Origin of the sequence: Amycolatopsis mongoliensis (assembly GCF_030285665.1) — a bacterium.
GTDB classification, from domain to species: Bacteria; Actinomycetota; Actinomycetes; order Mycobacteriales; family Pseudonocardiaceae; genus Amycolatopsis; species Amycolatopsis mongoliensis.
In genome coordinates this window covers 7976276-8001995 of record NZ_CP127295.1, presented here as the reverse complement: position 1 = coordinate 8001995, position 25720 = coordinate 7976276, and the positions used below count along the sequence as shown (strand labels likewise).

General features: G+C 73.2%; 18 protein-coding genes. 5 read left to right on the top strand and 13 right to left on the bottom strand.

Annotation, left to right across the window (positions count from 1 at the left end; all coding sequences use genetic code 11):
- Nucleotides 1–82: 82 nt before the first annotated feature.
- From QRX60_RS38335 to QRX60_RS38325, 3 genes are read right to left on the bottom strand one after another with little or no spacing between them, the layout of a single operon-like run.
- Complete coding sequence (locus QRX60_RS38335) at nt 83–757, bottom strand: ABC transporter ATP-binding protein (RefSeq protein ID WP_285996349.1); 675 nt, start codon at nt 755–757, stop codon at nt 83–85.
- Nucleotides 754–1446: an ABC transporter ATP-binding protein gene (locus tag QRX60_RS38330; RefSeq protein ID WP_285996348.1), complete on the bottom strand. Its 693-nt coding sequence runs from the start codon at nt 1444–1446 to the stop codon at nt 754–756. Before QRX60_RS38330 ends, QRX60_RS38335 begins: the two co-directional genes overlap by 4 nt.
- A complete protein-coding gene (locus QRX60_RS38325; RefSeq protein ID WP_285996347.1) occupies nt 1439–4021 on the bottom strand; it encodes an FtsX-like permease family protein in 2583 nt (860 codons plus the stop codon). The genes QRX60_RS38330 and QRX60_RS38325 overlap by 8 nt, the downstream gene beginning before the upstream one ends.
- Nucleotides 4022–4419: 398 nt before the next feature.
- Between QRX60_RS38325 and QRX60_RS38320 the strand changes: the two genes are divergently transcribed.
- Nucleotides 4420–4953 (top strand): carboxymuconolactone decarboxylase family protein, encoded by a 534-nt coding sequence (locus QRX60_RS38320; RefSeq protein WP_285996346.1) that lies wholly within the window; start codon nt 4420–4422, stop codon nt 4951–4953.
- Here the strand turns inward: QRX60_RS38320 and QRX60_RS38315 are convergent, their stop codons facing one another.
- From QRX60_RS38315 to QRX60_RS38295, 5 genes are all read right to left on the bottom strand, one after another.
- Entirely contained in the window at nt 4954–5907 is a 954-nt protein-coding gene (locus QRX60_RS38315) for a quinone oxidoreductase family protein (RefSeq protein ID WP_285996345.1), read from the bottom strand. It abuts the gene before it with no gap.
- A gap of 5 nt (nt 5908–5912) precedes the next feature.
- The gene (locus QRX60_RS38310) at nt 5913–6773 is read right to left on the bottom strand and encodes a dioxygenase family protein (protein ID WP_285996344.1); all 861 of its coding nucleotides are present in this window, start codon (nt 6771–6773) and stop codon (nt 5913–5915) included.
- 11 nt (nt 6774–6784) lie between these two features.
- Entirely contained in the window at nt 6785–7576 is a 792-nt protein-coding gene (locus QRX60_RS38305; RefSeq protein WP_285996343.1) for a citryl-CoA lyase, read from the bottom strand.
- Nucleotides 7569–8729, bottom strand: coding sequence for a CaiB/BaiF CoA transferase family protein (locus QRX60_RS38300; protein ID WP_285996342.1), 1161 nt, complete (start codon nt 8727–8729; stop codon nt 7569–7571). The genes QRX60_RS38305 and QRX60_RS38300 overlap by 8 nt, the downstream gene beginning before the upstream one ends.
- 67 nt (nt 8730–8796) lie before the next feature.
- Nucleotides 8797–9606, bottom strand: coding sequence for an IclR family transcriptional regulator domain-containing protein (locus QRX60_RS38295; RefSeq protein ID WP_285996341.1), 810 nt, complete (start codon nt 9604–9606; stop codon nt 8797–8799).
- A gap of 151 nt (nt 9607–9757) precedes the next feature.
- On the opposite strand from QRX60_RS38295, the gene QRX60_RS38290 reads away from it, so the two are divergent.
- Genes QRX60_RS38290 through QRX60_RS38280 form a run of 3 tightly spaced genes read left to right on the top strand, consistent with a single transcriptional unit; the run spans nt 9758 to nt 12810 of the window.
- Nucleotides 9758–11173 (top strand): amidohydrolase family protein, encoded by a 1416-nt coding sequence (locus QRX60_RS38290; protein WP_285996340.1) that lies wholly within the window; start codon nt 9758–9760, stop codon nt 11171–11173.
- 14 nt (nt 11174–11187) lie between these two features.
- Complete coding sequence (locus tag QRX60_RS38285) at nt 11188–11679, top strand: hypothetical protein (protein WP_285996339.1); 492 nt, start codon at nt 11188–11190, stop codon at nt 11677–11679.
- A gap of 9 nt (nt 11680–11688) precedes the next feature.
- A complete protein-coding gene (locus tag QRX60_RS38280; RefSeq protein WP_285996338.1) occupies nt 11689–12810 on the top strand; it encodes an epoxide hydrolase family protein in 1122 nt (373 codons plus the stop codon).
- Here QRX60_RS38280 and QRX60_RS38275 read toward each other — a convergent pair.
- Entirely contained in the window at nt 12798–13553 is a 756-nt protein-coding gene (locus QRX60_RS38275) for a hypothetical protein (protein WP_285996337.1), read from the bottom strand. The genes QRX60_RS38280 and QRX60_RS38275 overlap by 13 nt on opposite strands.
- 203 nt (nt 13554–13756) lie before the next feature.
- Between QRX60_RS38275 and QRX60_RS38270 the strand changes: the two genes are divergently transcribed.
- Complete coding sequence (locus tag QRX60_RS38270; protein ID WP_285996336.1) at nt 13757–14383, top strand: TetR/AcrR family transcriptional regulator; 627 nt, start codon at nt 13757–13759, stop codon at nt 14381–14383.
- Nucleotides 14384–14393: 10 nt separating this feature from the next.
- Here QRX60_RS38270 and QRX60_RS38265 read toward each other — a convergent pair whose 3' ends face one another.
- From QRX60_RS38265 to QRX60_RS38250, 4 genes are read right to left on the bottom strand one after another with little or no spacing between them, the layout of a single operon-like run.
- Entirely contained in the window at nt 14394–16157 is a 1764-nt protein-coding gene (locus QRX60_RS38265) for a hypothetical protein (RefSeq protein WP_285996335.1), read from the bottom strand.
- Complete coding sequence (locus tag QRX60_RS38260) at nt 16150–21375, bottom strand: hypothetical protein (protein WP_285996334.1); 5226 nt, start codon at nt 21373–21375, stop codon at nt 16150–16152. Before QRX60_RS38260 ends, QRX60_RS38265 begins: the two co-directional genes overlap by 8 nt.
- Entirely contained in the window at nt 21372–24554 is a 3183-nt protein-coding gene (locus tag QRX60_RS38255; RefSeq protein WP_285996333.1) for a thioesterase domain-containing protein, read from the bottom strand. The genes QRX60_RS38260 and QRX60_RS38255 overlap by 4 nt, the downstream gene beginning before the upstream one ends.
- The gene (locus QRX60_RS38250; protein WP_285996332.1) at nt 24551–25720 is read right to left on the bottom strand and encodes a Kelch repeat-containing protein; all 1170 of its coding nucleotides are present in this window, start codon (nt 25718–25720) and stop codon (nt 24551–24553) included. Before QRX60_RS38250 ends, QRX60_RS38255 begins: the two co-directional genes overlap by 4 nt.

Below are 25720 nucleotides of genomic sequence, written 5' to 3'. Positions count from 1 at the left end.
GTGGTGCTCCTGAAGTCGGTGGTGCGGTACGGCGTCGACGCTATTCGCGGCCGTTGACCAGCGCTTCTCGATTCCTGATCGGTTAGTCCAGCAGCGCGGTGAGCACTCCGTCGAGGAGGCGGACGCGGCGGTCGGCGATGCGGTGCACTTCGTCGTCGTGGGTCGCGACGATCACGGCCGCGCCTTCGGACGCGCAGCGGCGCAGCAGCCGCAGGACCCGGGGTGTGCTGCCGGCGTCCAGGTGGGCGGTCGGTTCGTCGGTGAGCAGGACCCGGGGCCGGCCGGCGACCGCGCGGGCCAGGGCGACGCGCTGTTGCTGGCCGAAGGAGACTTCGAGGGGGTAGCGGTCGCCGAGTTCGCCGATGCCCAGTTCGCCGAGGAGTTCGGTGACCCGCTCGTGGATCGCCGCGGGGGAGGGGCGGGGGACGTCCGAGCGCAGCCGCAGCGGGAGGGCGACGTTCTCGGCGATCGTCAGCTCGTTGGCGAGCCCGAGGGCCTGCGGCAGGACGGCGCAGGTGTGCCACGGTGGGGCGCCGCTGATCGGGACGCCGTCGAGCAGCACGCAGCCGGAGTCGGGGGAGTCGAACCCGCACAGCAGTGCCAGCAGGGCGCTCTTGCCGGAACCGGAGCGGCCCGAGACCGTGACGAGCTCGCCGGCGCCGACGCGCAGTTCGAGCCCGCGCAGGACCTCGATGTCCCCGCTGGGGTGGGTGAAGCTGCGGCGCAGGCCGACGGCTTCCAGGAGGGACTCGGTCACGGCTGGGGCTCCCGTTCTTCGATGCCTTCGAGCGTGCCCTTGTGCAGCCGGGCCACGCGCACGCCGAGGTCGATGAGGCGTTCGTCGTGCGAGGCGACCAGTACTGCGAAGTCCTGGTCCACCAGGTACTGCAGCGTGTCCAGTACGAGGTCGGCCGACGCTTCGTCCAGCTGGGAGGTCGGTTCGTCGGCGAGGATCACCGTCGAGCGCGCGGCGAGTACGCATCCGAAGGCGAGCCGTTGCTGCTGCCCGCCCGAGAGCGCGGAGATCTTCCAGTCGCCGGTGCCGTGCAGGCCGAGCTGTCCGAGGATGTCGTCGGCGGCGCAGTCGGTTCCGGCGGCTTCGGCCGCGGCACGCAGGTTCTCGGCCACCGACAGGTAGCCGAGCAGGTTGTCGGACGGGTTCTGGAACACCAGTCCGAGGTGGTGGCGTCGCAGCGCGCGCCGTTCGCGGTGCTTGAGCTTGCGGACGTCGGCGCCTTGGAACGTCAGCGTGCCGCGGGCGGGCTGTTCGAACAGGCCCAGCACGCGCAGCAGGGTCGACTTCCCGGAGCCGGACGGCCCGGCGAAGACGGTCATGCCGCGTGCGGGGACGTCGAAGGTGACGTCGTCGACGCCGGTGACGATCCCGGCCGGGGTCGGGTAGTCGACGCCGATGCCGCGGAGGGAGAAGATCGGTTTGTCAGGCACGGATCAGCTCCGCGGTCCGGGCGGTGCGCACCGAGCGCACCGCGATCCAGCCGGCCAGGCCCACGACCAGGACGCCGACGGCGAGAACGGTCAGCACGAACGGCAGCGGGTCGGGCAGTTCCGAGCGTGGGGCGAGGAAGGTCGCGGGGTCGAACCGCGGCACCGACAGTCCCGCCACCGAGATCCCGCACACGACGCCGACGATGATCGCCAGTCCGCTGAGGGCGCCCAGTTCCATCAGGTGGCTCGCCAGCAGCGTCCGCGGGCGCATGCCCATGCGCAGCACGAGCGCTCCGGCGAGGGCGTTCTGCCGCCGCCGGACCTCGACCGCCACCAGCAGCGCGAGGATCGCCACGACCCCGAGGACCGCGCCGAGCAGCGCCACGAACGAGAACGTCCACGACACGACGAAGAACGGCAGGCCGTCCAGGGCGGTTTCGCGGCTGGTCCGGTTCGGGATGAACACGCCCGCGGCGCGCAGTGCGGCGGTGGCGTCGGCCATCGTCGCGGTCGTGAGGACGCTCCACTTCGGGATCCGGTCCAGCTGCCCGTGGTCGAGCGCGGTGCGGGAGACGATGTAGCCGGGTGAGGTGCCGACCATCGGGAACACCGGCAGGTCGGCGACCGGGACGGCGTCGCGCAGTCCGTCCGGCAGTTGCGGGCGCTGCTTGGCGGTGTGGCCGATGCGGATCACCGGGGTGCCCTTCGGGTCCGGTTGCGAGATCTGCCGCAGCAGCGCGTCGAGGTCGCCGGCCGGGATGTCGCCGACGGCGGCGCCCTGGGTGAAGGTCGCGGGGTCGACCACCAGCACGACGCTGCCGGTGCCGGTCAGCTCGCCGACGACGGTGCTGGTGCCGGCCAGTGCGGCGGGCATCGGGACGGTGCCCATCCCGATCGGGCTGTCGGTGTCGAGGCGGGCGTTGCTGCCGACGAAGATCGACGACTTCGTGTCGAGCGCGGCTTCCTGGCCGTTGGCGATGCCGATGCCGGTGGCCAGCGTGCCGATGGCGAGGGTGCCGATGACCAGGACGCCGGTCACCGGGGCGCGGGCGCCGGCCAGCCGCCGGATCGCCAGCTGCAGTGCCGGGCGCGACCAGATCCGCGTCCGGTGGGACGCGTGCAGGGCCAGCCACGCCAGCCGGGCGGTCAGCAGGCCGACGGTCAGCACGACGAACACCGGGTAGGTCAGGGCCAGCGGGTCGACCTGGGGTAATGGATTTCCGAGCCGTGAGCCGGTGCTGTAGTGGGCCAGGCGGGTCCAGCCGAGCCACGCCATGCCGGCCGTCGCGAGCTCCCACGGGAAGTAGCCCAGCAGCCGCATCCGGTTGCCTTCGCGGCGGATGCGGCCGAGTTCGAACTCCCGGTGGGCCCGGACGGCGACGACCAGGGCCAGCAGCGCGAACGACACGACCAGCACGCCCGCCGCGACGGCACCGGCGCGCAGCTCCGCTTCGGGGTCGGGGGTGCCGGGTGGGCCGTACACGCCGAGCAGCAGCCGGGCCGCGACCGCGCCGAGGGCGCCGCCGAGCAGGATCGGCAGGCCCAGTTCGGCGACGGCGAGGCCGCCGAGGGCGCCGGGGCCGCTGCCGCGGGCGGCGAGCAGCCGCAGCTGCGCGTGCCGGCGCTGGTACCACTGGAGGGCGACGGTGCCGAGGCCGGCGCAGCCGACCAGGACGCTGATCAGCGCGAGCGGCAGGATCGAGACGAACACGTTGTCCTGGGCCTGGCGGGCGATTTGCACCGAACGGTCGAACGTCGGGACGTCGGCGGCGACCAGGTTCCCGAGCCCCTGGGCGGTGAGGTCCGCGCGGACGTCGGCGATGAGGTCGCGGGAGCGCTGCAGGAGGTCTTCGGCCGCGCTGAGCGTGGTCGGCGCCGGTTCGTAGAACGAGATGTGGAAGTACTGCAGCCTGGTCAGGCCGAGGGCCTTGACGGTGTCGTCGAAGGTCTTGCGGTCGGTGGCGAAGACGATCGAGTCGATGGGGTCGTTGGCCAGCCGGTCGACGACGGCGCCGGACTGCTGCGAGCACCACCAGCGCGGCGGCGGGTCGAGCAGGTCGCGGTAGATGCCGGTGACCGGCGGCAGCCCGATGCCCTGGATGCTGGGTTTCGTCCCGACGCCGATGTGCTCGGCGTCGGCGACGACGTTGCCCAGCCACAGCCCCGGCGCGCGGGTGCCCTGCTGGAGCGTCAGGTTGTCCAGACCGGCCTGGTCGCGGTAGGCGAGGCGGATCTTGTAGTTCGGGTCGCCGTTGAACTGGGTGCCGGGCAGGACGGTGGTGTACTGGCCGACGACCGGCGGGCCGAAGCCGTGCGCGGGTGCGTGGCGCTGCACCGCGCCGGTCAGTGCCGGGATGTCCTGGACGGGGATGTTGCCCTTGCCGAACCCGGGTCCGTAGCTGTCGGGGCAGGTGATCCCGGTCTGGTAGGCGATCGTCGCGCCGCCGGCCGCGGAGGCCTGCAGGATCGCGGCGGTGCCGAGGAAGCAGGCGAGCAGTGAGGTCACCGCCGCGACGATCAGTGTGAGCGGGCTGGAGAGGGCGGCCTTCGGGGCCGCACGCCACGGCTTGGTCACTCTGCGTTGTCCATTCATCCCCCATTTCACCCGCATGGACGCGCACGTTACCGGCAGACCGCAGGAGTTGGCACGTTTTTGTATCCGATTGTTGCTCACTCGCCGTCATCGGCGGTCCACTGGGGAATGAGCAACGCGTGCCGCCGTCCGGCCGGTTTAGTGGTCTAGACCTTGACGTCGATAGTGGTCTGATCCAACCCTGAAGACGTTCTCGCCGTGGTACGCCGCGGCACGGTGTACGTCCACGGCTGGTACGGCCAAAGTGCCCTCTACGCCGACGACTTCACCGTCGGCTGAGCCTTTCGGCGGCGGCCCGGTTGCGCAACGCGGAGGTTGGCCGGGCCGCCGCCACCCGAAAGACTCCACGGGAAGATCGTCACCCCCGCGAGGAGGAACCGATGCCGCACATCCCGCTCGACCCCCAGCTACCCGGGATCCGGGCGCTGATGGCCTACCGCCCGGAGACCGCGGTGCCGCTGAACCACCTGGCACAGACCCTCCTGCGCGGGCCGAGCACGCTGACGATCGGCGAGCGCGAGCTGATCGCGGCCGTGGTGTCGAACGGCAACGAATGCCGCTTCTGCCACGGCAGCCACGCCGCCGCCGCGGCCGAAACCCTCGAAGGCGGCCGCCCGGTGGTGGACGCGGCGTGCGCCGGCGTCGACGACGCTCCCGTCTCGGAGAAGATCAAGGCCCTGTTGCGGATCGCACTCGCGACCCGCGAGACCGGCCGCGCGGTCACCGAGGAGCTCGTCGCCGCGGCCCGCACCGAAGGGGCGACGGACCTCGAACTGCACGACACCGTGCTCATCGCGGCGGCGTTCTGCATGTACAACCGCTACGTCGACGGACTGGCCACCATCGCGCCGGAGGACCCGGCGGCCTACGAGCAGATGGGGAAGGTGCTGGCCGCCGAGGGCTACGGCCGCTGATCAGGGCACCAGCACGATCCGGCCCGGCCGGGTCCACGCGCCGGCGGCTTCGGTCAGCGGGACGCGCTCGTAGTCGACGGTGAGCGTCCCGGACATCGCGTGCCCCACCACCGTGAGCAGCGCTTCGCGGCGGCGGTCGGCGTCGAGCTCGTTGTTCGTGTAGCCGTGGATGTGCAGCGACCTGCTGCGCAGCACGGCCGAGGACACCGGGCACTCGTCGCCGGCCGCGCCGCCGAGGTTCACCAGCCGCCCGCCCGGGCGCAGCGTGCGCAGCGCCGCCGCGGCCGGGATCCCGGACACCGGGTCGATCACCAGGTCGACCGGGACGTCGCCGAGCCGCCGCGCCAGGCTTTCGACGTCGTCGTGCTCGGCCAGCCGCACCACGCTGTCCGCGCCGAGCCGCCGGGCCCGCTCCAACGCGGCGTCCGAGCGCGCGCACGCGACGACGTGGCCGGCCCCGGCCACGCGGGCCAGCTGCACGGCCGACTGGCCGACCACGCCGCCGGCGCCGAGGACGAGCACGGTCTCGCCGGGGATGAGGTTTCCCTTCCAGGTCAAGCACATCCAGGCCGCCACCGCCGACAGCCCGAGCGCCGCCACGAGCGCGTGGTCCGCCCCGGACGGCAGGATGACGAGATCGCCCGGCGCGGCGACGGCGTGCTCGGCCATGCTGCCGTCCCCGGGCCGCATGCCCGCGGTCGTGGCGAACCAGACCGGGGTGCCGGCCGGCTCGGTCGGCGTCGGGCGGGTCAGCACGCCGACCCCCTGGACTCCCGGCACGTAAGGCGTCTCGGGCCGGCCGAAGTAGGACGTACCGGACGCGCAGAGCAGGTCGAGCGGGGTGATCGGCGCCGCCGTGACGCTCACCGCGACCTCGCCCGCCCCGGGCTCGGGCACCGGCCGGTCGGTCACCACCGGGGAACCGCCCGCCGCCCGGATCTCCGCCGCGCGCACCGGCGTCAGACGGGCTGGAGGACGAAGTCGTAATGCGCCTCGAGCCACGGCTGTGCCGACTCGCCGCCGTCGGGCGTCGGCCCGGGTTCGCGGTGCTCGAACGACACGACCAGCTCCTGCTTGGTGCCGAACACGACGTCGCTGTCGAGGTATTCGGCGCCCTCCTGGAACAGGTGCGTGATCAGCGGCTCGTAGCCGGCCGCGTTGATCAGGAAGTGCACGTGGGCCGGGCGGAAGTGGCTGATGTCGGTGCCGCGGATGAGCGTGCCGACCGGGCCGTCCATCGGGATCGAGTAGCCCTTGGGCGCGATCGTGCGCAGGCAGTAGGTCCCGTCCGCGCGGGTGGCGTACTTCGCGCGCAACCGGGCTTCGTCGATGTCCGGGATCTGCGACTCGTACGCGCCTTCTTCGTCGGCCTGCCAGACGTCGAGGACCGCGCCGGTGACGGGGGAGCCGTCGAGCCCGGTGACGGTGCCGGTGATGTACAGCGGCGTGCCGGGCAGGCCGTCGGACATGTCGCCGCCGAACTCCTTCTCCGGCGAACCGTCGATGTGGAACGGGCCGAGCACGGTGGCCGGGGTCGCTTCGGCGTCGAAGGCGTGGTTCATCTGCACCACCAGCATGCTCAGGCCGAGCACGTCGGAGGCCAGGATGAACTCCTCGCGCTTCTCGTCGCTGATCTGCCCGGTTTCGGCCAGCCACCGCATGGCCGCCATCCACTCGGTCTCGCTCAGCCGCACCTCGCGGGCGAAGGCGTGCAGGTGCCGGACGAGAGCGGCCATGACCTGCGCCGTGCGCGGATCGTGCGCGCTCGCCCAGCGCTGCGCGGCGAGCTCGGTGATGTTGTCCTCGGTGACGAGCTGCATCGGCGTTCCTCTCAGCGTTGCGGGTCCGGGGGGACCGGCCGGTTGTTCAGGTCGACCGACAGGAAGATGTCGTTCGCGACCGGGTGGCGCAGCTCCTCGGCGAGCTGGCCGATGAGCCCCGCGGTCCGGGCCAGCAGCGCGAACCCGCGCAGCAGCTCCAGCGGCAGCGCGAGGTCGGCCAGCGCGGCCCCGCAGACGCCGGCGCCGTTGAGCGGCAGCGTCTTCCCCAGCACCTGCGGGTGCACGCGGCCGATGGCGGCGAACAGCTCCAGGTGCGGGCCGCGCAGGCCCTCTTCGTCGGCGATCTCGAACAGCCGCCGGGTCCGCGGGTCGCCGTCCTTGTGCACGTGGTGCCCGAGCCCGGGGACGAACTTCTTTTCGGCCCGGCGGTTTTCGACGGTCTCGAGGGCGAGTGCGTCCCAGCCCGCCTCGTCCGTCGGCCGCTCGGCGGTGGCGAGGACGTCGTGCAGGAACCGGCCGCAGTCCTCGGTGACGCCGAGGAAACGCGACCCGCCGCCGAGCAGGCCGGCGGCCAGCGCGCCCTGGACGGAGTCGGGCGCGGACAGGTAGGTCAGCCGGGTGACGATCGCGGTCGGGGTGAAGCCGTGGTCGGCGAGCGCGGCCAGCACCGCTTCGAAGACCCGGGTCTCCCCGGGGGACGGACGGCGTTGCGTCGCGAGCCAGAAGGCCAGCTCGCCGAAGCCGACGGTGCCCATGACGTCCTCGGCGAGGTCCTGGCCGAGCAGGGTGATCTTGTCCTTCGTGGACGATCCGAGCGCCGTTTCGTAAGCAGGGTCAGTCATCCGTGGTCTCCGTGAGCCAGGCGCGCAGTTCGGCGCCGTGTTCGTCGAGCTCCGGCGGCGGGAGCCGGTAGGCGGCGGGGGTGGCGGAGAACCGGATCGGGTGGCGGGTGGTGGGGACGGCGCGGTCGCCGTCGCCGACCTCGACGATCGGGTCGAGCCCGAAGCGCTCGGCCATCGCGAAGCCGCCGTCGATGGTGTTGATCGGTCCACACGGGACGCCGACCTTCGTCAGCGCGTCGAACCACTCCACCGCGCCGCGTTCCGCGAGGCGCTCGACCAGGAGCGGCCGGAGCTCCTCGCGGTTCTTCGTGCGGTCGGCGTTGCGGGCGAAGCGCGGGTCGTCCGGGACGTCCGGCAGCCCGAGGACTTCGCACAGCCGGCGGAACTGCCCGTCGTTGGCCGCGGCGACGATCAGGTCGTGGTCGGCGGTGGGCAACGGCTCGTAGGGGAAGACGCTGGGGTGCGCGTTGCCCATCCGGTACGGCACCACCCCGCCGGCGACGTAGGCCGAGCTGTGGTTGACCAGCCCGGTCAACGCCGAAGACAGCAGATTGACCTCGACGTGCTGTCCCTCGCCGGTCGCGTCGCGGTGGCGCAGCGCGGCGAGGATGCCGATCACCGCGTGGTTGCCCGCCATCACGTCGAAGACCGAGATCCCGGCCCGGTACGGCGGGCCGTCCGGGTCGCCGGTCAGGCTCATCAGCCCCGAGATCGCCTGCACCATCAGGTCGTAGCCGGGCACGTGCCGTCCTTCACCCGAGCCGAAGCCGCTGATCGAGGCGTAGACGCTGCCGGGGTTGGCCGTCTTGACGGCGTCGTAGTCCAGGCCGTACTTGGCCAGGCCGCCGGGCTTGAAGTTCTCGATCACCACGTCCGCGCGGGCCGCCAGCTCGCGGGCGACGGCGGCGTCGGCCTCCTCGCGCAGGTCGAGCGCGATGGAGCGCTTCCCGCGGTTCACGCCGAGGTAGTACGTCGAAACGTCCCCGCGCACCGGCGGCATCCACGTGCGCGTCTCGTCGCCCTGCGGCCCTTCGACCTTGACGACCTCGGCACCCAGATCGGCGAGCAGCATGGTGGCGTAGGGCCCGGCGAGCACCCGGGAGAAGTCCGCGACCAGCAGCCCGGACAACGGGCCGGCTGCGCTGTGTTCCACCCGGATCCTCACTTCCTGTCCGTCTGACGGACTCTTGTCCGCAGTTTCCTCCCGAGTGCGGTGATGGTCAAGACACCGCGGGCACGGTCACGTGCGGGACGTCGTGCAGCCGCGCGAAGTCGGCGCTGATCTCCCCGGCGGCCTGCAGCAGCAGCGGCAGGTGGTGCTCCAGGAGCCGCTCCACCGGCGTCTCGGCGGCGTGGCAGTTGACGTTGACCCCGGCGATCACCCGGCCCGAGCCGTCCCGCAGCGGCGCGGCCACCGAGCGGATGCCCAGCGCGAGCTGCTCGTCGGTGAGCGCCCAGCCGCGGGCGCGGACCTCGCGCAGCTCGGCGTCGCGCTCGACCCGGTCCGGCTGCCAGCGCGGGACCAGCCCGGAGCGGGTCGGCTGGGCCAGCACCACCTCCAGCTCGTCCGGCGGCAGGGCGGCGAGCTGGACCTTGCCCAGCGACGTCGGCAGGGCGGGGAATCGGGTGCCGATCTGGACGCTCAGCCCGACGATCTTCGGCACTGCGACCCGGGCGACGTAGACGATGTCGGAGCCGTCGAGCTGGGCGATCGAGCACGACTCGTTCGTGCGCGCCACCAGGCGTTCCAGATGCGGCCGGGCGATGTCCCACAGGCCCATCGAGCGCACGTAGGCGACGCCGAGGCCGAGCACGCGCGGGGTCAGGGCGTAGCCGCGCCCGCCGGCGCGGACGTACCCGAGCTCTTCCAGGGTGAGCAGGATCCGGCGCGCGGTCGGGCGGGCCAGGCCGGCGGCGGTCGCCACCTCGGCCAGCGTCATCTCCGGCCGGTGCGGCTCGAACGCGGTGATCACCTCGAGCCCGCGCGCCAGCGCTTCGATGAAGTCGGGACCCGTTCCCTCGCGTGGCATGCGCGACCTCCCTCTGGCAGTCCTGCCCGCAGCGTAGCGGCGGAGATCGGCAGGCATCGGCAGGCATTGACACCGGCGCGGCACTGGGCAAAGGTGACTCCACCCGTTGAGTGTCCGCAGAGCGGACGAGTGTACGCAATCGGAGGCAGCGATGTCCGGATCGATCGTCCTGCGGGGCGGCACCGTACTGACCCTCGACGACGACCACCGGGTGCTGCCCGGCGAAGACGTCCTGGTCACCGGCGACGAGATCGCCGCGATCGGCCCGGCCCTCGAAGTGCCGGCGGGAACGACCGAGATCGACGCCGCGGGCGGCATCGTCATGCCGGGGATGATCGACACGCACCGGCACCTGTGGCAGACGGCCATGCGCGGCTACGGCGCCGACTGGACGCTCACGCAGTACTTCGTCTGGTACTACCTCGAATGGGGCAAGGTGTTCCGCCCCGAAGACATCCACGCGGGCAACCTGCTCGGCGCGTGGGAAGCGCTCGAGGCGGGCGTCACGACCACCGTGGACTGGTCCCACGGCCTGCAGACCACCCAGCACGCCGATGCGGCGGCCGACGCGCTCGACGCCGTGCCCGGCCGGTTCGTGCTGGCCTACGGCAACATCCAGGACGCCCCGGCGACGTGGACGGCCACCCCCGAGTTCCGCGACTTCGTCTCCCGGCGCACGGGCGGCGACCTGGGCTTCCAGCTCGCGTTCGACGTCACCGGCGACCCGGCGTTCCCGGAGAAGCCGGCCTTCGAGGTGGCGCGCGAGCTGGGCGTGCCGGTGACCACGCACGCGGGCGTCTGGGGCGCGACCGGCGACGAGGGCATCAAGCTGATGCACGACCACGGCTTCATGACCCCGGAGACGATCTACGTCCACAGCGCGTCCCTCTCGGCGGACTCCTACCACCGGATCGCGGCGACCGGCGGGTCGGCGTCGGTCTCGACGGAGAGCGAGCAGAGCGCGGGCCAGGGCTACCCGTCCACGTGGGCCCTGCGGCAGTACGGGATCCCGGTGTCGCTGTCGATGGACACGTCGGTCTGGTGGAGCGGCGACCTGTTCTCGGCGATGCGCACGACCCTGGGCGCGGACCGGTCGCGTGAGCACCTGGAGGCGCACGCGAAGGGCGAGACGGTGACGCACGCGGCGCTGCGGGCCGAGCAGGTGGTGGAGTGGGCCACCCGCGGCGGCGCCGCGGCGCTGGGCCGCTCGGACATCGGCAGCCTCGAGGTGGGCAAGAAGGCGGACGTGGTGCTGCTGAAGAACGACCACTCCCCGGTGTCGTTCCCGCTGCTGAACCCGTACGGCCACGTGGTGTTCCAGGCCCAGCGCGGCGACGTCCACACGGTCCTGGTGAACGGCAGGGTGGTCAAGCGCGACGGCCGCCTGGCCGGCGTGGACCTCCCCGCGGTCCGGCGGCAGGTCGAGGAGACAGTCGGGTACCTGCGCGGGCAGCTGGGGGAGGAGGCGTGGCTGAAGGGGATGAACCCGGACGTCCCGGAGACGAAGATCCTCGACAACCCATACACGTACACGGACTACCAGAGCGACACCACCCACGGCGGCTGAGCTAGCTTGGTGCGGTGCCCCAGGTCTTCATCCAGCCCTCCTACGGCACCCCCGACGCCCGCCGGTACGGGGCGGAGTCGCTCGAGAAGACCGTGGATTTCCGCGCGCTCGCCGACCTGCTCGCCCCGGCCGACCTCGCCCGGCTGAACGCGCTGCACGCGAACGGCCGGGCCCGGTTCTGGGGTGCCAAGGACAGGTACGACCGCCGGATGGACACCGTCACCACCGGCGACGTCGTGCTGTTCACCGGCCGCAAGCACGTCCAGGCCACCGCCGAGGTGGGCCACGGGTTCCGGAATCCCGCGTTCGCGCGGCGCCTGTGGAACCCCGAACCGGGGAAGTGCTTGTTCAGCAACGTCTACAGCCTGCGGCGCTACCGGCGCGCCGGGCTGCCGTACGAGGAGATCTGGGCGTTGCCCGGCTTCACGGCGGGCGACAACTTCATGGGCCTGCGGTTCCTCGACGAGCCGAGGTCGGCCGCAGTAATCGCTTTGCTCGCCTCGTAGGGTCGGGACATGACGCCTCGCCCCTTCGCCTCGCGGACCGACCCGGCGGTCCTGGAAGACCTCCGGACCCGGCTGCGCGCGACCCGCTGGCCGGACGCACCCGAGGACGCCGGGTGGTCGGCCGGCACCGATGTCGCCTACCTGCGCGAGCTCGCCGCGTACTGGGCGGACGGGTTCGACTGGCCCGCGCGCGAAGCCGAGCTGAACGCCATCCCGCGGTTCAAGGTTTCGCTGGGCGGCCACGACATCCACTACGCGCACGTCCGGGCGGCCGGCCCGGCGTTCCCGCTGGTGCTCACCCACGGGTGGCCCGACTCGTTCTGGCGCTACAGCAAGGTGATCCCGCTGCTGACCGACCCCGGCGCGCACGGCGCCGATCCGGCCGACGCCTTCGACGTGATCGTCCCGGACGTGCCCGGCTTCGGGTACTCCTCGCGGCCGGCGACCCCGCTCAATTCGATCGAGGTCGCGGGCCTGTGGGCCGAGCTGATGGACGCGCTCGGGCACCGGCGGTTCGGCGCCGCGGGCGGGGACATCGGCAGCCACGTGAGCCGCTACCTGGCGCTCGATCACCCCGATCGGGTGGCGGCGGTGCACCGCACCGACGCAGGCCTGCCGGTCTTCACGGGCGACCCGGCGGAGCTGACGGCGGAAGAGCGCGACTGGATGGCGACGGTGACGGCCTGGGGCGCCTCCGAAGGCGCGTACGCGGCGATGCACCGCACCAAGCCCCAGACGGTGGCGGCCGCGCTCAACGACTCACCGGCCGGGCTGGCGGCCTGGATCGTCGAGAAGATGCAGTCCTGGAGCGACGGCTTCCGCTTCACCGAGGACGAGATCCTCACGAACGTCACGATCTACTGGCTGACCCAGACGATCGGCTCGTCGATGCGGATGTACCGGGCGAACGCGGCGATCTCGCCGGCCCAGCTCGCCCGCCGCGTCGAGGTGCCCTCGGGATTCGCCCTCTTCGCGGGTGACGTCGTCCTGCCTCCGCGCGCCTGGCTGCACCGGTCGGCGAACACGGTCCACATCAGCGAACCGGCCCGCGGCGGGCATTTCGCGGCGTTCGAGGAGCCGGAGAGCTACGCGCAGGAGCTGAGGGACTTCTTCCGCCCCTACCGTTCGTAGCGGCCGTCGACGGAGATGTGCGGTCGTCCCCACCGTGCCCGGGCGACGCGGGCGAGGGGGACCAGGGTCTTCGCCATTTCCGGGATGACCGCCATGTGGCGCGCCCAGCCGCGGTCGGTCAGCTTGATCCCGGTGGGCGTCCCGCGGAACGTCTTCCGGCCGTCGCCGCAACTCTCGTCTCCGCCGCAGGCGAAGGTCTTGACCTCGCCGGTCCCGAGCAGCAGGGCCGCCTCTTCGACGGAGATCCACCGGCGGTCCGTCGACGACGGGCCTTCGCCGGTCTCGTCGTCGTAGCGGATTTTGCGGCCTTCGGCGAGGAGTTCGTCCGCGGCGGCCACGAACGCGAGGTAGTCCCGAGGGTGGGCGCGACGTGTCCGCAGCGCCGGCTCCTTGGCCGCGGCGAGTTTGAGGTTCACCTCCAGTACGCCGTCGTGCCGCGAGAGGGAGTGCACCAGGCCGGCCCGGATCAGGGCGAGCACCTCGTCGCGGGGCAGGACGCGGGAATCCCAGCGGGACAGCCGGATCCGGTCGAGGAAGAGGGCCGCGATGAGCGCGGCAACGGCCAGCAAGACGACCGTGCCCGTGACGAGGACGACCCGGACGGGTGTTTTCGCGTCGGACATGAAGATGAGCAGCAGGCCGCTGAGGCCGCCGGGAATCGTCGTCACGAGGGCGACCATGGCGAAGAGCACGGCCAAAAGAGTCAGGCCGGCGGGGACGAAGCGGGACGGAAGCACGGACACCGCAAAGCACGCTGACAACGCCACGACATTCAGGACGGCGATTCCCCACAGGACCCACAACACCGGCACAGCGCCTCCCAGGTTCGGTCACCCCAGGGTGCGCCGAACTCGGACAGTACGTCAAGACGCAATGTCTGGACACTCTGTCCGGACTTTGCGTCCGGCTAGGATGCGGGTGATCAGTTCCGGACGTGGAGTAGCCGATGCCCTCAGTCACCCGGCCCACCGCCGGCAAGCGCCAGGACCGCCGAGAGGAACTGGAACGACGCCTGTTCGCGGCCACCGAGCAGCTCGTCGCCGAGGGCGCGAGCTTCACCGAGCTGAGCGTCGAGCGCCTCGCCGCGGCGGCCGGCATCTCCCGCTCGACCTTCTACGTCCACTTCGAAGACAAGGGCGACCTGGTCCGGCGGCTCGCCACCGCGGTGCTGACCGAACTGCGCGACGTGGCCGGCTCCTGGTGGGCGACGGCGGAGCACGCCGGCCGGGAAAGCCTGACCACGGCCGTTACGGCGATCGTGGACGTCTACCGCCGCCGGGCCGCGGCGTTCACGATCATCACCGAGACGGCGGCCTACGACCCGGCGGTCGCCGACGAGCTGCGCACGCTCATGCAGTCGATCATCGACGCCGCCCGGGAGGCGATCGAACGAGGTCAGGCCGCCGAGGTGATGCGCCCGGTGGTGCCGGCCGAGACGGCCGCGGTCCTGACGTGGATGGTCGAACGCGCGGGGTACCAGCTGGTGCGCGGAGCCGACCCGGCACGGGACGCGACCGTCATCGACGTCCTCACCGACATCATCTGGACCACGCTCTACACCCCGGCCTCCTGACCCGGCCCGGTCACGTTCCCTTCGCCAGGTCGAACGACAGGCCGCTCGAGCGTTCGCCGCGGCCGACGTCGCGGCGGACGCTCAGCCAGAGGGCCACCCGGCCGGTCTTCGTGCGGGTGCGGTTGTAGGAAACCGTCAGGCGGGTGCCCGACCTCGGGACCTCCTCCTCGTTGACGAAGTACGCATCGCCGTGGTCGAAACCCTCGCGCAGCAGCGCCGTTCTCGGGCGGATCTTGCTCGCGTCCACCTCGCTCAGCATCGCCGCGCGCTGCAGCTGGACCGCCCGGCTGTCGCCCGGCACGTGGACCGGGACGAACGGGATCCAGTTCTCCGGCACCGAGCTGATCACGTCGTACGCGATCGGCGCGCGCGGGTCGTCCGGAGCCGGTTCCGGGTGCCGACGGCGGCGGAACGCGAGCGATTCGGCCGCCATCTCGTCGCCCGACCGGCCTTCGCCCGTCGTGGTCCGCACCGTCTGCTCGATCCCCCACACCAGGTTGGCGCTCTCGTCGCGGACCAGGGCCACGTCCTCGAGCGCCGGGCCCGTCGCCACCTTCGGGGTGCCGGGCGGCAGCAGGATGCCGGGGCCGGCGCCGAGGGTGTACATCGACCAGTGCTCGGCGGCGCCGGCCGGGGTGATCCAGCGCCGCTCGCCGAACACGTCGGTCACGCACAGGCCCTGGACCGACGCGAGCGTGCCGGCCGGCAGGTCGCACGGCAGCTGGTACCAGTCGTTGCTGAACACCAGCGCGAACTCGAGGAAGATCAGCCGGGCCAGGTCGGTGCTGTCCGGGGTGACCGCGGCGAAGTTCGTCTTGCCGTCCTCGACCGCCCACCAGCGGGGCAGCGGCATGCCGGAGTAGCGCACCGGCGAAGGGAACACGGTCCGGTTGAACGTCACCGGCGCCGGGGTGCTGCCCAGCGACCCCGGCGCGGCGGAGAACGCGTGCCAGTCCAGCTCCCCGCCGGGGTACTCCGGCGCGGAGAGCACCTGGTCGCCGGCGGCGATCGAGAAGCGGTGCTCCAGCCGCCGGGGGTCCCACGCCGAATCGCCCGAAGGCCGGTCCGGCGTGATCCCGCCGGGCTGGTCGATGAGGTCGTCGAACCAGCCGGTCAGCCGGGGACCCAGCGCGTCCAGCTGGGTCCGTTGCTGGCGCGACAGGCTCCGGATCCCGTCGGAGGCGTGCCCGCCCCCTTTGAGGTGCTGGTACAGCAGATAGCCGTCCAGCCGGCGGCCGGCCACCGCCTGCGTCGCCGCCCAGACCTCGGGGTGGGCGAGCTGCGCGGCGTCGTCCGGGCCGGGCAGCGCGATCGGGTACAGCCCGACGAACTGCCCGGCCGTGTTCCGCAGCCCCGACGACCGCGCGAGCAGCCGCAGCCACCGGCGGCCCAGCGCCAGGCGCAGGTCGAACGAGATCGGCTCGGCGCCGAACGCGAACGGCAGCGGCCGCCGCTCGGCCACCGTCTCCAGTGGACGGTCCGGCGGCAGCGGGCCCGCCGTGCCGTCCGGTCCGACGTCGGAGCGGAACCGGCCCGGCGCGCTCGCCGTGACCGAGTAGGTGGCGGTCACCGGCGAACCGGCGTCGCTGCCGCGGAACTCGCCGAGCTGCCACTGCCGGGCCAGCAGCCACAACGGGTCACGCACTTCGGCTCGCAGCGCCCGCGCGAAGTCGGTCGTGCGCGGCCGGCCCTCCAGCCGGTTCCAGACGCCGACCGTCGGGTTTTCGCGGCGGAGCAGCGCGCCGGCGAGGTCGGCGATGCGGGGCTCACTCATGGTCTGCCTTCCAGCGGGAGTTGGCGATCGCCAGGTCGGTGCTGATCGTGATCGGCTGCCGGGTGGCCGACAGCACGGTGGCCGGCAGGAGCTGCGCGTACCCGGTGTCGTCCAGGTGCACCGGTTCGACGAGCCGTGTCTTGGCCAGGTCGAAGGTTTCGTTGACGGCGGCGACGAGGTCGTCGGCGGCCCAGGTCCCGGTCTTCACCGGCGGGGTCACCAGCAGCATCGCCTGCGGCGGCTCGGAATCCGGGCTGTCCGCATGGACGGCGATGCTCGTGGTCTCCCGCTCGGCGGGGATCACCTCGGTCCACTCGTCGAAGAGCAGTCCGCACTCGCTGTCGGCGTTGCGCGACGGCTGGGTCGCGTAGTGCGCCGTGAACAGCAACCGGTCTTCGGTGAGGTCGGCGCCGGCCGCGAACTCCATGCCGAGCCAGTGGTCGCCCGACCGCAGCGGCAGCTGGATCGGCTGCAGCCGCGTGTCGTCGTCGTTCTCGGCGTTGCTGCCGAGCAGGCCGTCGTTGCCGCGCAGCGCGTCACCGAGCAGGACGACGCGTTCCCAGAGCCGCGGCATTTCGCGGACCCGGGCGATGCCGTGCAGCCAGTCGTCCACCGGGAAGTCCCGGTTGACCGGCGCCTGCGTCAGGTGCGCCACCAGGTCGTTGCTGTCGTCGAGGGCGTCGTGCAGGTCCTCGGCCAGCTGGTCCGGCAGCGCGTACTCGGGCACCACGAGGACGTCCGTGCCGAGCATCGCCTGCAGTGCCTCGATGGCGGACTTGGTGCGGTCCGCCGGGGTCACGGCCTGGTCGAAACCGGTGAGCGCGGTGTTCGCCGCCGCCAGCCGGCCGGTGACGTCGGTCTGCAGCGCACGGGCCCGGGTCAGCAGTTCACGGCCGAACCCCACCACCTGGTCCTGCACCGCGGTCAGGTCGAGGCCCGTGGGGTCGAAGGCGGCGACCGACAGCCGGCCGACGTCGTCCAGCAGGTCGCTGAGCGTCGTGCGGTGGGTCCCGGCGACGTCCTGGAGGTCCTTGAGCCGGTCGGCGAAGTCGTCCCGCTTGTGGCGGACCGCCGAGCGGAACTCGTTCGGGGTCTTCGGATCGAGGGCCGGCGTCGTGACGACCAGCCGTTCCGCCTGCCGCAGCAGCCGGATGCGCTCGGCGTCCGGAGTGGACTTCGGCAGCGCGTCGTACGCGGTGAGCAGGGCGTTGGCGGCGGCGAGCGCACCGGCCATCCGGTCGGCGACGGCGGCGACGGCGGCCAGCACGGCCGAGAAGACCCCGCGCCGCCACGTGATCAGCTCACCCCAGCCGCTGCGGACCACGCCGAAGCCGGCCGCGGTGGTCACCAGGTCGGCGTAGCGCGTCAGCAGCGTGTCGATGCGGTCGAGCACGTCGGCGCGCTTCGGCGGCGCAGGCGACGGCGGGTACAGCTTCGCCACGTCCCCGATGTAGCCGGCCACGTCGTCGGCCAGGCGGCCGAGGGCGTCCCGCACCGCTTCCGGCCGCCGCCGCGTGACGGTGACGGCGTCGTCGAGACTCCGGTCCACCGCGGCGGACCCGGCCGCGGGGACGAGGTCGGTCGGCCGCAGCGGCCGGCCGGTGGTCAGCAGCGTCCGCAGCGCCGTGACCAGCGGAGACAGCTGGAAGAACGTGATCTTGCCGTCGATCTGCTCGGTGTACCGGATGGTCAGCTCGGCGTCGGGACGCGGGTGGTCGTCCTCGACGACGACCCCGATGATCCGGTCGTCGAGCTCGGCCATGGCCGGGTCACCGGTCGGCCGCACGGCCCAGAGCAGGTCGATCGGCGACAGGTCCAGCTCGTCCTGGGTGACGTCGTGGTGCCGCGGGTGCCCGTCCTCGTCGGTCCAGGTGACCCGAGCCGCGACGGACCTCGGCGATGGCAGCAGGCTGGGCAGCCAGTCGTCGACCGCGGGTTCGGCCTTGGCGCGGGGCGAGTCGCCGCCGCCCGGGTTCAGCCCGGTCCGCAGCCGCAGGCCGAACCGGTGGGTGAGCGTCGTGCCGCTGCGCGGCGTCTCGATCACCGTGGGCTCCGGCGGCAGGCCGTCCTTGGCGTAGGCGTCGAGCGTCGCCGAGGCCCGCTCGACGTTGCCGGCGAGCGCCTGGTGGGCGGACTCGGCGACGGCGAGGTCGGCGACGGCGTCGTTGGCGTCGACCAGCAGCGCCGCCTCGTCGCTGATCGCCTTGGCCTGGTCGGTGTTCGCTTCGGGCAGCCCGGCGAGCCCGAACGGGTAGGTCTGCGACACCCCGGCCCCGGCCAGGTGCCGGACGAGCGCGAGACCGTCGACGACGTTCCCGGCCTCGACCTGCGTGATCTTGTCCGGCTCGGCCGCGGTCTCGGTGATCTTCCCCGCGCGCAGCGGGAACTTGAGCCGCAGCCCGGCGATGAAGCGGTCGACCTCGGCCTCGGCGTGGCGGTCGTGCAGCCCGCGCTCGAACCGGTAGCCGAGCAGCGCCCCCAGCGATTGGCCCTGCCGCAGCCCGGCGAGGATGCCCAGCGCGACGCGGACGCGTCCGGAGCCGAGGTTCACCGCGAAGGTGCCGGGGTTTTCGGGGGTGCGGTTGGCGGCGTAGCCGGCCCGCAGCACGGCCGCGGTCCGGGCGTGTCCCGGCGACGGCGTGTGCACGAAGCCTTCGTTCTTTTCGTCGTGCAGCAACGGTTTCCCGCCGGCGAACACCGTGGCGAGCGGGCCGGTGAGGGTGACCGGGGTGAGCGGGTCCGTGCTCGGGCGGACGTCTTCCAGCCAGCCGTACGCGCCCAGGTGCAGCCCCGGCTTCGCGGTGCCGGTGCCGCCGGGCCCGAACCGCAGCTCGGCCAGCCGTTCGGTGGCCAGCCCCAGCCGCCAGGCGTCGAGCCGGTAGGCGGCCAGGTCGAGGTGCTCGGCGAGCACCCGCTCCAGCTTGGCCGTCGGCAGGTCGGCCAGCAGCCCGAGCGCGGTGACCTGCTCGGCCAGCGCGGCGGTCGGCCCCGGCTGGTGCAGCACACCCGGGATGAAGTCGACGAGCAGTTGCTCCGGGTTGCCGGTGACGGCGGTCGCGGGGGAGTACAGCAGCCGGAACCGGCTCTCGCTGAGCGCCTGCTCGCCGGTCGCCGGGATCCGGACGTGGACGAACGGCGAGTCCGCTGTGGACAGTCCGGGCACCCCGGCGGCACTCGCGAGGGCCCGGGCCGCGTCGTCCCAGCCGAGCAGGACCGCGTGCCGCAGCAACAGGTAGAGCAACGCCGCCGGGGGCGTGTCGTCGGTGAAGCCGAGCTCCAGCCGGATCGCGTCGAGGTCGGTGGCCGCCGGGTCGCCGCCGGCCAGGTCGGCCAGCCACCGCACGTAGTTCTTGTGGTCGGGGGTGTAGTCCCGGATCCGGTCGGTCTCCGACAGCGGGCGGTCGTCGACGAGCGGGGCCAGGATCGGCTGCTGGAAGTCGGTGAACAGCCGGCGCAGCAGGTCCGGATCCCGGCCGGGGCCGGTGTCCGCGCCGAACCGCGCGAGCAGCGCCCGCACCGGTCCCGGCAGGCCCAGCGCGTCGAGGGCCGGCAGGACGGTCGAGCCCAGCCCGCCGAGGTTCTCCCGGTTGAAGAGGTCCTCGACGCTCTGCGCGTACCGCTGGTGGTACTCGGCCGAGGTCGGGTGCAGCGCCAGGAGGTCCAGCAGTCGCTGGTGCGGGTCCGGCGCGCCGGGGTCCAGGCGCGGCACCCGGGCGACGGCCGCCGTCCAGTCCACGCCCGCCGCGGTCAGCACCTTGTTCAGCGCGCGGCGGTGGGTGGCCGAGTCGGGGTAGGCGAGCTTGGAGAACACCGTCGTCGGCAGGATGCCGTAGGGCTGCCGCCCGATCTTGACGGCCGGCAGCGGGCCGCGGCCGGAGACGTACTTCAGGAAGAAGTCGCGGGTGGCGGCGACCGCGGCCGGGCCGAGCAGCGGGTTCAGCGCGGTCTGCAGGAAGTAGCCCCAGGTCGCCGGCCACAGCGCGGTGTTGGCGGCCCGCGCGTCGCGCTGGTCGGTGCGGTCGGCGTTCGGCATCCCGGTCAGGGTGGCGGGGTCGAGGCCGAGCAGGTCGGCGAACACCCGGCCGTCGGTCCGGCTCGTCCAGTCCGCCGCGGCGGCCGCGGCCGCGCCGGTGGTGCTGCGCAGCGCCGCGGCCGCCTCTTCCTCCGCGTCCTGCCCGGCGGCCAGCACGTCGGTGTTGTTCGTCGGCGTCCCTTGTGGCAGCAGGCTGAACCCGTCCGGGCTGCGCAGCTGCCGGGTGATGAGGTCGGCGAAGTCGGTCGCGGTCTTGGCCGGCGTGGACTGCTCGCGCAGCCCGAACGCGACGAGCCGGTCGAGCCCGCCGCGGATCTCGTCGGTGAGCGGGATCCGCACGCCCATCCCGACCGCGACCGCGCGGTCGAAGTCGGTCAGCCAGCGCAGCTCGTCCGGGACGTGCAGGGCGCCGGTCTGCTCGTTCACGCTGATCTGGTCGGCGGCGTTCGGGTCCGGGCTGACCGGCAGCGTCGCCGGCACCGCCGCCCCCGTGACCGACACGACCTGGCGGCTCCCGAGGTATCCGCGCACCTGGAAGCGGTCCGGCAGCAGCCGGGCCCGCGCCGGCTGCGTCCACGAATCCGCCGCCGTGCTGTTCGCGGCGGGTGCCGGGAGCACCAGGAACGCGACCGCCACGTCGTTGGCCGGGTTCACCGGCGCGCCGTCCACTCCGGACGGACGGCGGGCGCGGATCGCGTTCGCCCGCGTGTCGTTGTTGTTCACCGCGGCGCGCAGGGCGGCGTCGGCCTGCCGCAGCAGCAGCCGGTCGCCGTGGGCGCGCCACACCGCGGTCCAGTACGCGACGGTCGGCGCCTTGTCGTTCGCGGCCACCGCGGCCGTGGTCCGGACGACCAGCACGACGGTGGTGGCGGGAAGTCCGGCCGGCTCGTCGGCGGGGTTCGCGGGGACCCGGGTGGTCAGCAGCCAGGCGGCGCGCCCCGCGGCCACGCGCCCGGTCAGCTCCTGCCACGCGGCCGCCAGCGGGACCGGCCGCTTCGCGGCGGCCCACCGGGCGGTCCAGTAGGCGTCGACCGCGCCGATCTCGGCCGCCGTCGGCTTCGTTTCGAACTTGTCCACCGACCACTCGTCCGGGAACACCCGGACCAGCAGCTCGGTCGGCGTGAACCGGGTTTCGAGCCGGACCGGGCCCAGCAGCACCGGGAAGTCGTCACTCAAGGCGGTCATCGCGGCAACATCTCCTGTGCGTGCACGGCCACCATGACGGGGACCTGGAAAAGGATGTAGGCGAGGTCGGCCGAACCGAGGCCCGAGAACCAGAGCGGCAGGTTCTCGTCCTCGGCGCGCTGGTCCTTCTTCTCGCGGTCGTCGTCCGAGTGGTCGAAGTCGCCCAGGGCGACCTGGACGGCCGGATCCAGCTCGAGGAACCCGCTCCGGCCGGGGTCGACGTCGTCCCAGGTGAGGTCGTTCCACACCTCGACGTGGGTGGGCGGTCCGTCGTCGACGCCGAAGCGCGGGTCGCCGGGACGTTCCTTCAGCACGAAGAACCAGCCGGGGTCGACGCCCGGCTCGCCCAGTGCCTCGTCGGCGTCGAGGTCGAAGCCGAGCAGGTAGATGTCCGGCTCGACCTTCGCCTCGTACCGGGGCAGCCGGATCTGCTCGGGCGACGGGAGGCCGTCGGCCGGCAGGTCGGCCAGTTCCCGGGGCTGGTTCGGGTCGTTCCCGGGGAACTGCGCGCGCTGCGCGTAGATCGCGGCCGTCGGGTACTTCTTGAGCAGCTCGCCGCGGACGACCAGGACGAGGTCGTCGCGTTGCGGGCCGCCGGGGCGCGGGTCGTCGGGCTGCCGGTTTTCGTTGTCCCCCAGCCGGGTCGCGGGCCGCCACTGGTGGATCGGCGGGATGTCGTAGCCCCGCTCGCGGCGCTGCGCGACGGTCTCGTTCGGCACGGGCAGCGTCGCGACCGGGTCCCAGAACTGCCGGAACGGCGTCCCGCGCTGGTCGGTCGGATACTCCCGCCACAGCAGCTCGCGGGCCATCTCGTGGTTGAGGCCGACGAGGAACGACTCGATGAATTCGCGGTTGTTCGCCAGCAGCGTGATCGAGTTCGGCGGCAGCAGGCTCAGGTTCGGGACGAGGCTGTCGACCGAGACGTCCAGCAGCGTCCGGTAGGTCGGCACGTCGAACACGGGGTAGGCCATGGCCTCGATGAACCCCGCAGCGAAGGGCCGCAGCCGTTCGGGCAGGCTGACCGATCCTTCGAGCAGCGCGCGGGGCACGGTCTCCTCGGCGCGCAGCCCGGCGAGCACCGAGGTGGTCGTCTCGACGAGGTCCAGCGGCGGCGAGGGTTTCACGCGCCCGACCGCCACCCCGGCGTCGAAGCCCTGGTGCAGCTCGCGCAACGCGACCTTGAACCGCTGCGCCTCGGCGCTGTCGGAGGTACCGGGGTGCGGCGCGACCGGGTCGCCGAGGGCGCGCAGCACGAAGTCCGGGCTCCGCGGCAGGGAGTCGACGGGATCCGCGCCGGGCGGCCGGTCCGGGTGCAGGGTCGCCGCCAGGTCCCGCGGCGTGACGAGCGCCCCGGGGGTGACCTTGACCGGCGCCGCGACGACCGGATCGACCGGAGCGTCCATCCTGGACAGAAGCGCGGCCGCGGACTGGCCGGTGAAGGGCAGGGTTCGCATCAACCGTGAGCCGGGACGCGTGATGCGGCGCATCGCGGGCGAAACGGGCGCGGTCGCGACCCGGCTGCTCGCCACCCGGAACCCGACGGCGACCTGGCTCGAAGGATCGGCGACGAGGCCGTCGGCCCCCGCCGCGGCGGCGAAGGTGCCACTGCTCGCCGCGGTCGTCACCCGCGAATGTGCCGGTGCGGTGAGCGTCAGCGACCGGCCCGGCGCCGAGGCCGGAGCGGCGGCGAGCGCCGCCGGCCCGCTACCCGTCGGCGGGTCGATGTGCTTGGCCTGCAACACGTTTCCGACCTCGCGGGCGAGCTGGGCGGCCCGGATCCGGCCGTTCGCGACCAGGACGTCGCCGACCTGGGCCCAGGCCGCGGCCATCAGCTCCTCGTCGCGGGCGCGGACCACCTGGGTGCCGAGGTTCGCCGCGATCCGGAAACGCGGGTCGAGGTTGAGCCGGTGCAGCCAGCCGCGCAGGACTTCCGGCGACACCGGGGTGCCGTTCTCGTCGTCGAGCAGCCGGGTGGTCAGCGCGTGCCAGCGCCCGTACAGCGGCGGCGTGATGATCGGGTCCGGGCCGGCGACCGCGGCGAGGCTCGCGGCGTGGGCCGCCGCGGGCTGGTGGCGCTGGTAGTCGTCGGCCAGGTTGAGCAGGCCGGCCATGGCCTCCTCGAACGGGTGCGGGTAGGGCGGGGCCACCCCGGTGTCGACGAAGTGGTCCCAGTTCTCCGCCGGGTCGATCGGGTCGCCGGCGCGTTCGGGCACCTTCAGCGCACCCCGCAGCGGCAGCACGCCACCCTGGTCGGAGATGGGCGGCAGATCCAGGCCGGGCCCCCGGTGGACGTCGAGGTCCCGCTTGCCGATCCGCGGATCCGGGGCCTGCGGGCGGAGCAGCCGGACCAGGAACTCGAAGTCGCCCGCGGTGCCGGTGGCGAAGGCCCAGCGGTGGTAGTACGGCAGGACGCCCTCGGCCGGGCGGTTCGCGTAGTGCGGGCCCCAGCTCGAATACAGCGCGTTCGGCGCCACCGCCGGGTCCAGGCCGAGCCCGGCGAGCCGGCCGGACTCGAACGTCGGCACGAGGAAGGCCTCGTACGCGGTGCTCGGCTGCAGGTGGCGCGGGCAGATCAGCCGGGAGCAGGCGTTGTCGGCGTTGGTGCGCACCACTTCGGTGAGCGCGGCCAGCGCGGCGGTCGTGCCGTCGGTGGCGACCGGGTCGGCGAGCGAGCCGTTGACGTGCACGTGCGCCCAGGCGCCGAGCTGGTCCGCCGGCGGCAGCGTGCCCGCCGGGTCCGCGACGGTGATCGCGGGCAGCGGCCCGCCGGTCGCCGGGACCTCGGTGAACTCGCTTCCGGTGGCGAGCACGACGAGCGCCAGCCAGGGCGTGAGCCGGGCGGTGTGCCCGTCCGCGGCGGCCGGGCTGTAGCGCCAGAGGAAGTCCTCCTCGGAGAACTCGATGTGCGCCAGGTAGTTCGGCTCGACGTTCGGCACGCCGGGCCGCGGTTCGGTGCGCGAGATCGCCCGCGGGTCGACGCCGATGACGTCGCCTGGCCCGTACAGCTGGACGTCGCGGTTCACCGGCTGGGTCAGGGTTTCGTGCCCGGTGATCGGGTCGCCGGAGACGAGCAGCTGCACCTTGACGGTGGCCCGCACGCCGGCCTGCGGCGGGGTCGTCACCCGGGTGCTGATCCCCGACCGCAGCCAGGGCAGGAAGGTGTAGGCGTTCGGGCTCACGCGGCACCGCCGGCGAACAGCTCGGTGGCCGGGGTCAGCTCGGTGACGGCCGGGTCCGCGGCGGCCAGCCCGGACCGGACCACCCCGCCGGCGATCGCCGCTCCGCCGCCGTCGAGGGGCGCGGCGGCGAACGACCACCGCCCCGTCTCGAGCCCCGCGGCCGGCGTCCACTCGTTGTGGCCGGCGTCGTAGACGAACGCGCTGCGGTAGCCGGCTTCGTCGCGGTCGCTCGAGGCCCCGCCGACGACCAGCACCCGGCCCGGCCCGACCGGGACGGCGCGGTGGAACGCCCGCCCGGCCGGCATCGGGGCCTTGTCCGTCCACGTCCCGCTGCTCAGGTCGAACACCTCGGCGGCGCGCTGGCTGAACGGGTCGTACGGCGCGGTGCCCGGCGAGCCCGGCGCGGTCCCGCCGGTGACGAGCACGGTGGTGCCGGACAGCCGGGTCGCCTGGTGGTGCCGGCGGGCGCGCAGCAGGGCACCGGTGGGGGCCCACACCTTCTTGTCCGAGTCGTACAGCTCGCAGAACGCGAGCGCGGGGTCGTCGGGGACGCCCACCGGCACGACACCGCCGACGACCAGGATCATCCCGTCGTCGAGCGCGACGGCGGTGTGCCCGGTGCGGGCGTCGGTCATCGCCGGTGCTTCGTGCCACTTGCCGTCGCTCGGGGTGTACCGCTCGGCCGAACGCAGGGCGGTGACGCTCCCGCCGGGGCGGGCCGCGCTGCCGCCGGCGACGAGCACCGAGCCGTCGTCCAGCAGCACGGCGCTGTGGCCCCAGCGGGGGGTGATCATCGGGCCGGTGGTGAAGGTCCACTGGTTGGCGTTCGAGCCGGCCGGGTGGTAGATCTCGGCGGTGCCGAGCCCCGGGCCGGTGCGGGACGAGCCGCCGAGGCCGCCGGCGGCGAGCACGGTCCCGTCTTGCAGGCGGGTCAGCGTGTGCAGCTGCCGTGGTGAGCGCATCGTGCCGGTCGAGGTCCACGCGCCGGCCGTGTCGAGCGTCGCGGCCTTGTCGAGCGCCGCGCCGGCGGCGTCCGCGCCACCCGCCACCAGGACGACCCCGTCGTCGAGCGGGACCGCGCCGTCGTGCTGGCCGTACCAGGCGGCGAGGGTGGGCAGGTCGTGGGCGCCGGTCCAGGTGCCGAGGGCCGCGGTGAGAGTGGTCAT

Coding starts and splice junctions, on each gene's coding strand:
- QRX60_RS38320 (WP_285996346.1), top strand. CDS start 4,420: ATGCCGCACATCCCGCTCGACCCCCAGCTACCCGGGATCCGGGCGCTG.
- QRX60_RS38310 (WP_285996344.1), bottom strand. CDS start 6,773: ATGCAGCTCGTCACCGAGGACAACATCACCGAGCTCGCCGCGCAGCGC.
- QRX60_RS38305 (WP_285996343.1), bottom strand. CDS start 7,576: ATGACTGACCCTGCTTACGAAACGGCGCTCGGATCGTCCACGAAGGAC.
- QRX60_RS38295 (WP_285996341.1), bottom strand. CDS start 9,606: ATGCCACGCGAGGGAACGGGTCCCGACTTCATCGAAGCGCTGGCGCGC.
- QRX60_RS38290 (WP_285996340.1), top strand. CDS start 9,758: ATGTCCGGATCGATCGTCCTGCGGGGCGGCACCGTACTGACCCTCGAC.
- QRX60_RS38280 (WP_285996338.1), top strand. CDS start 11,689: ATGACGCCTCGCCCCTTCGCCTCGCGGACCGACCCGGCGGTCCTGGAA.
- QRX60_RS38270 (WP_285996336.1), top strand. CDS start 13,757: ATGCCCTCAGTCACCCGGCCCACCGCCGGCAAGCGCCAGGACCGCCGA.
- QRX60_RS38265 (WP_285996335.1), bottom strand. CDS start 16,157: ATGAGTGAGCCCCGCATCGCCGACCTCGCCGGCGCGCTGCTCCGCCGC.
- QRX60_RS38260 (WP_285996334.1), bottom strand. CDS start 21,375: ATGACCGCCTTGAGTGACGACTTCCCGGTGCTGCTGGGCCCGGTCCGG.
- QRX60_RS38250 (WP_285996332.1), bottom strand. CDS start 25,720: ATGACCACTCTCACCGCGGCCCTCGGCACCTGGACCGGCGCCCACGAC.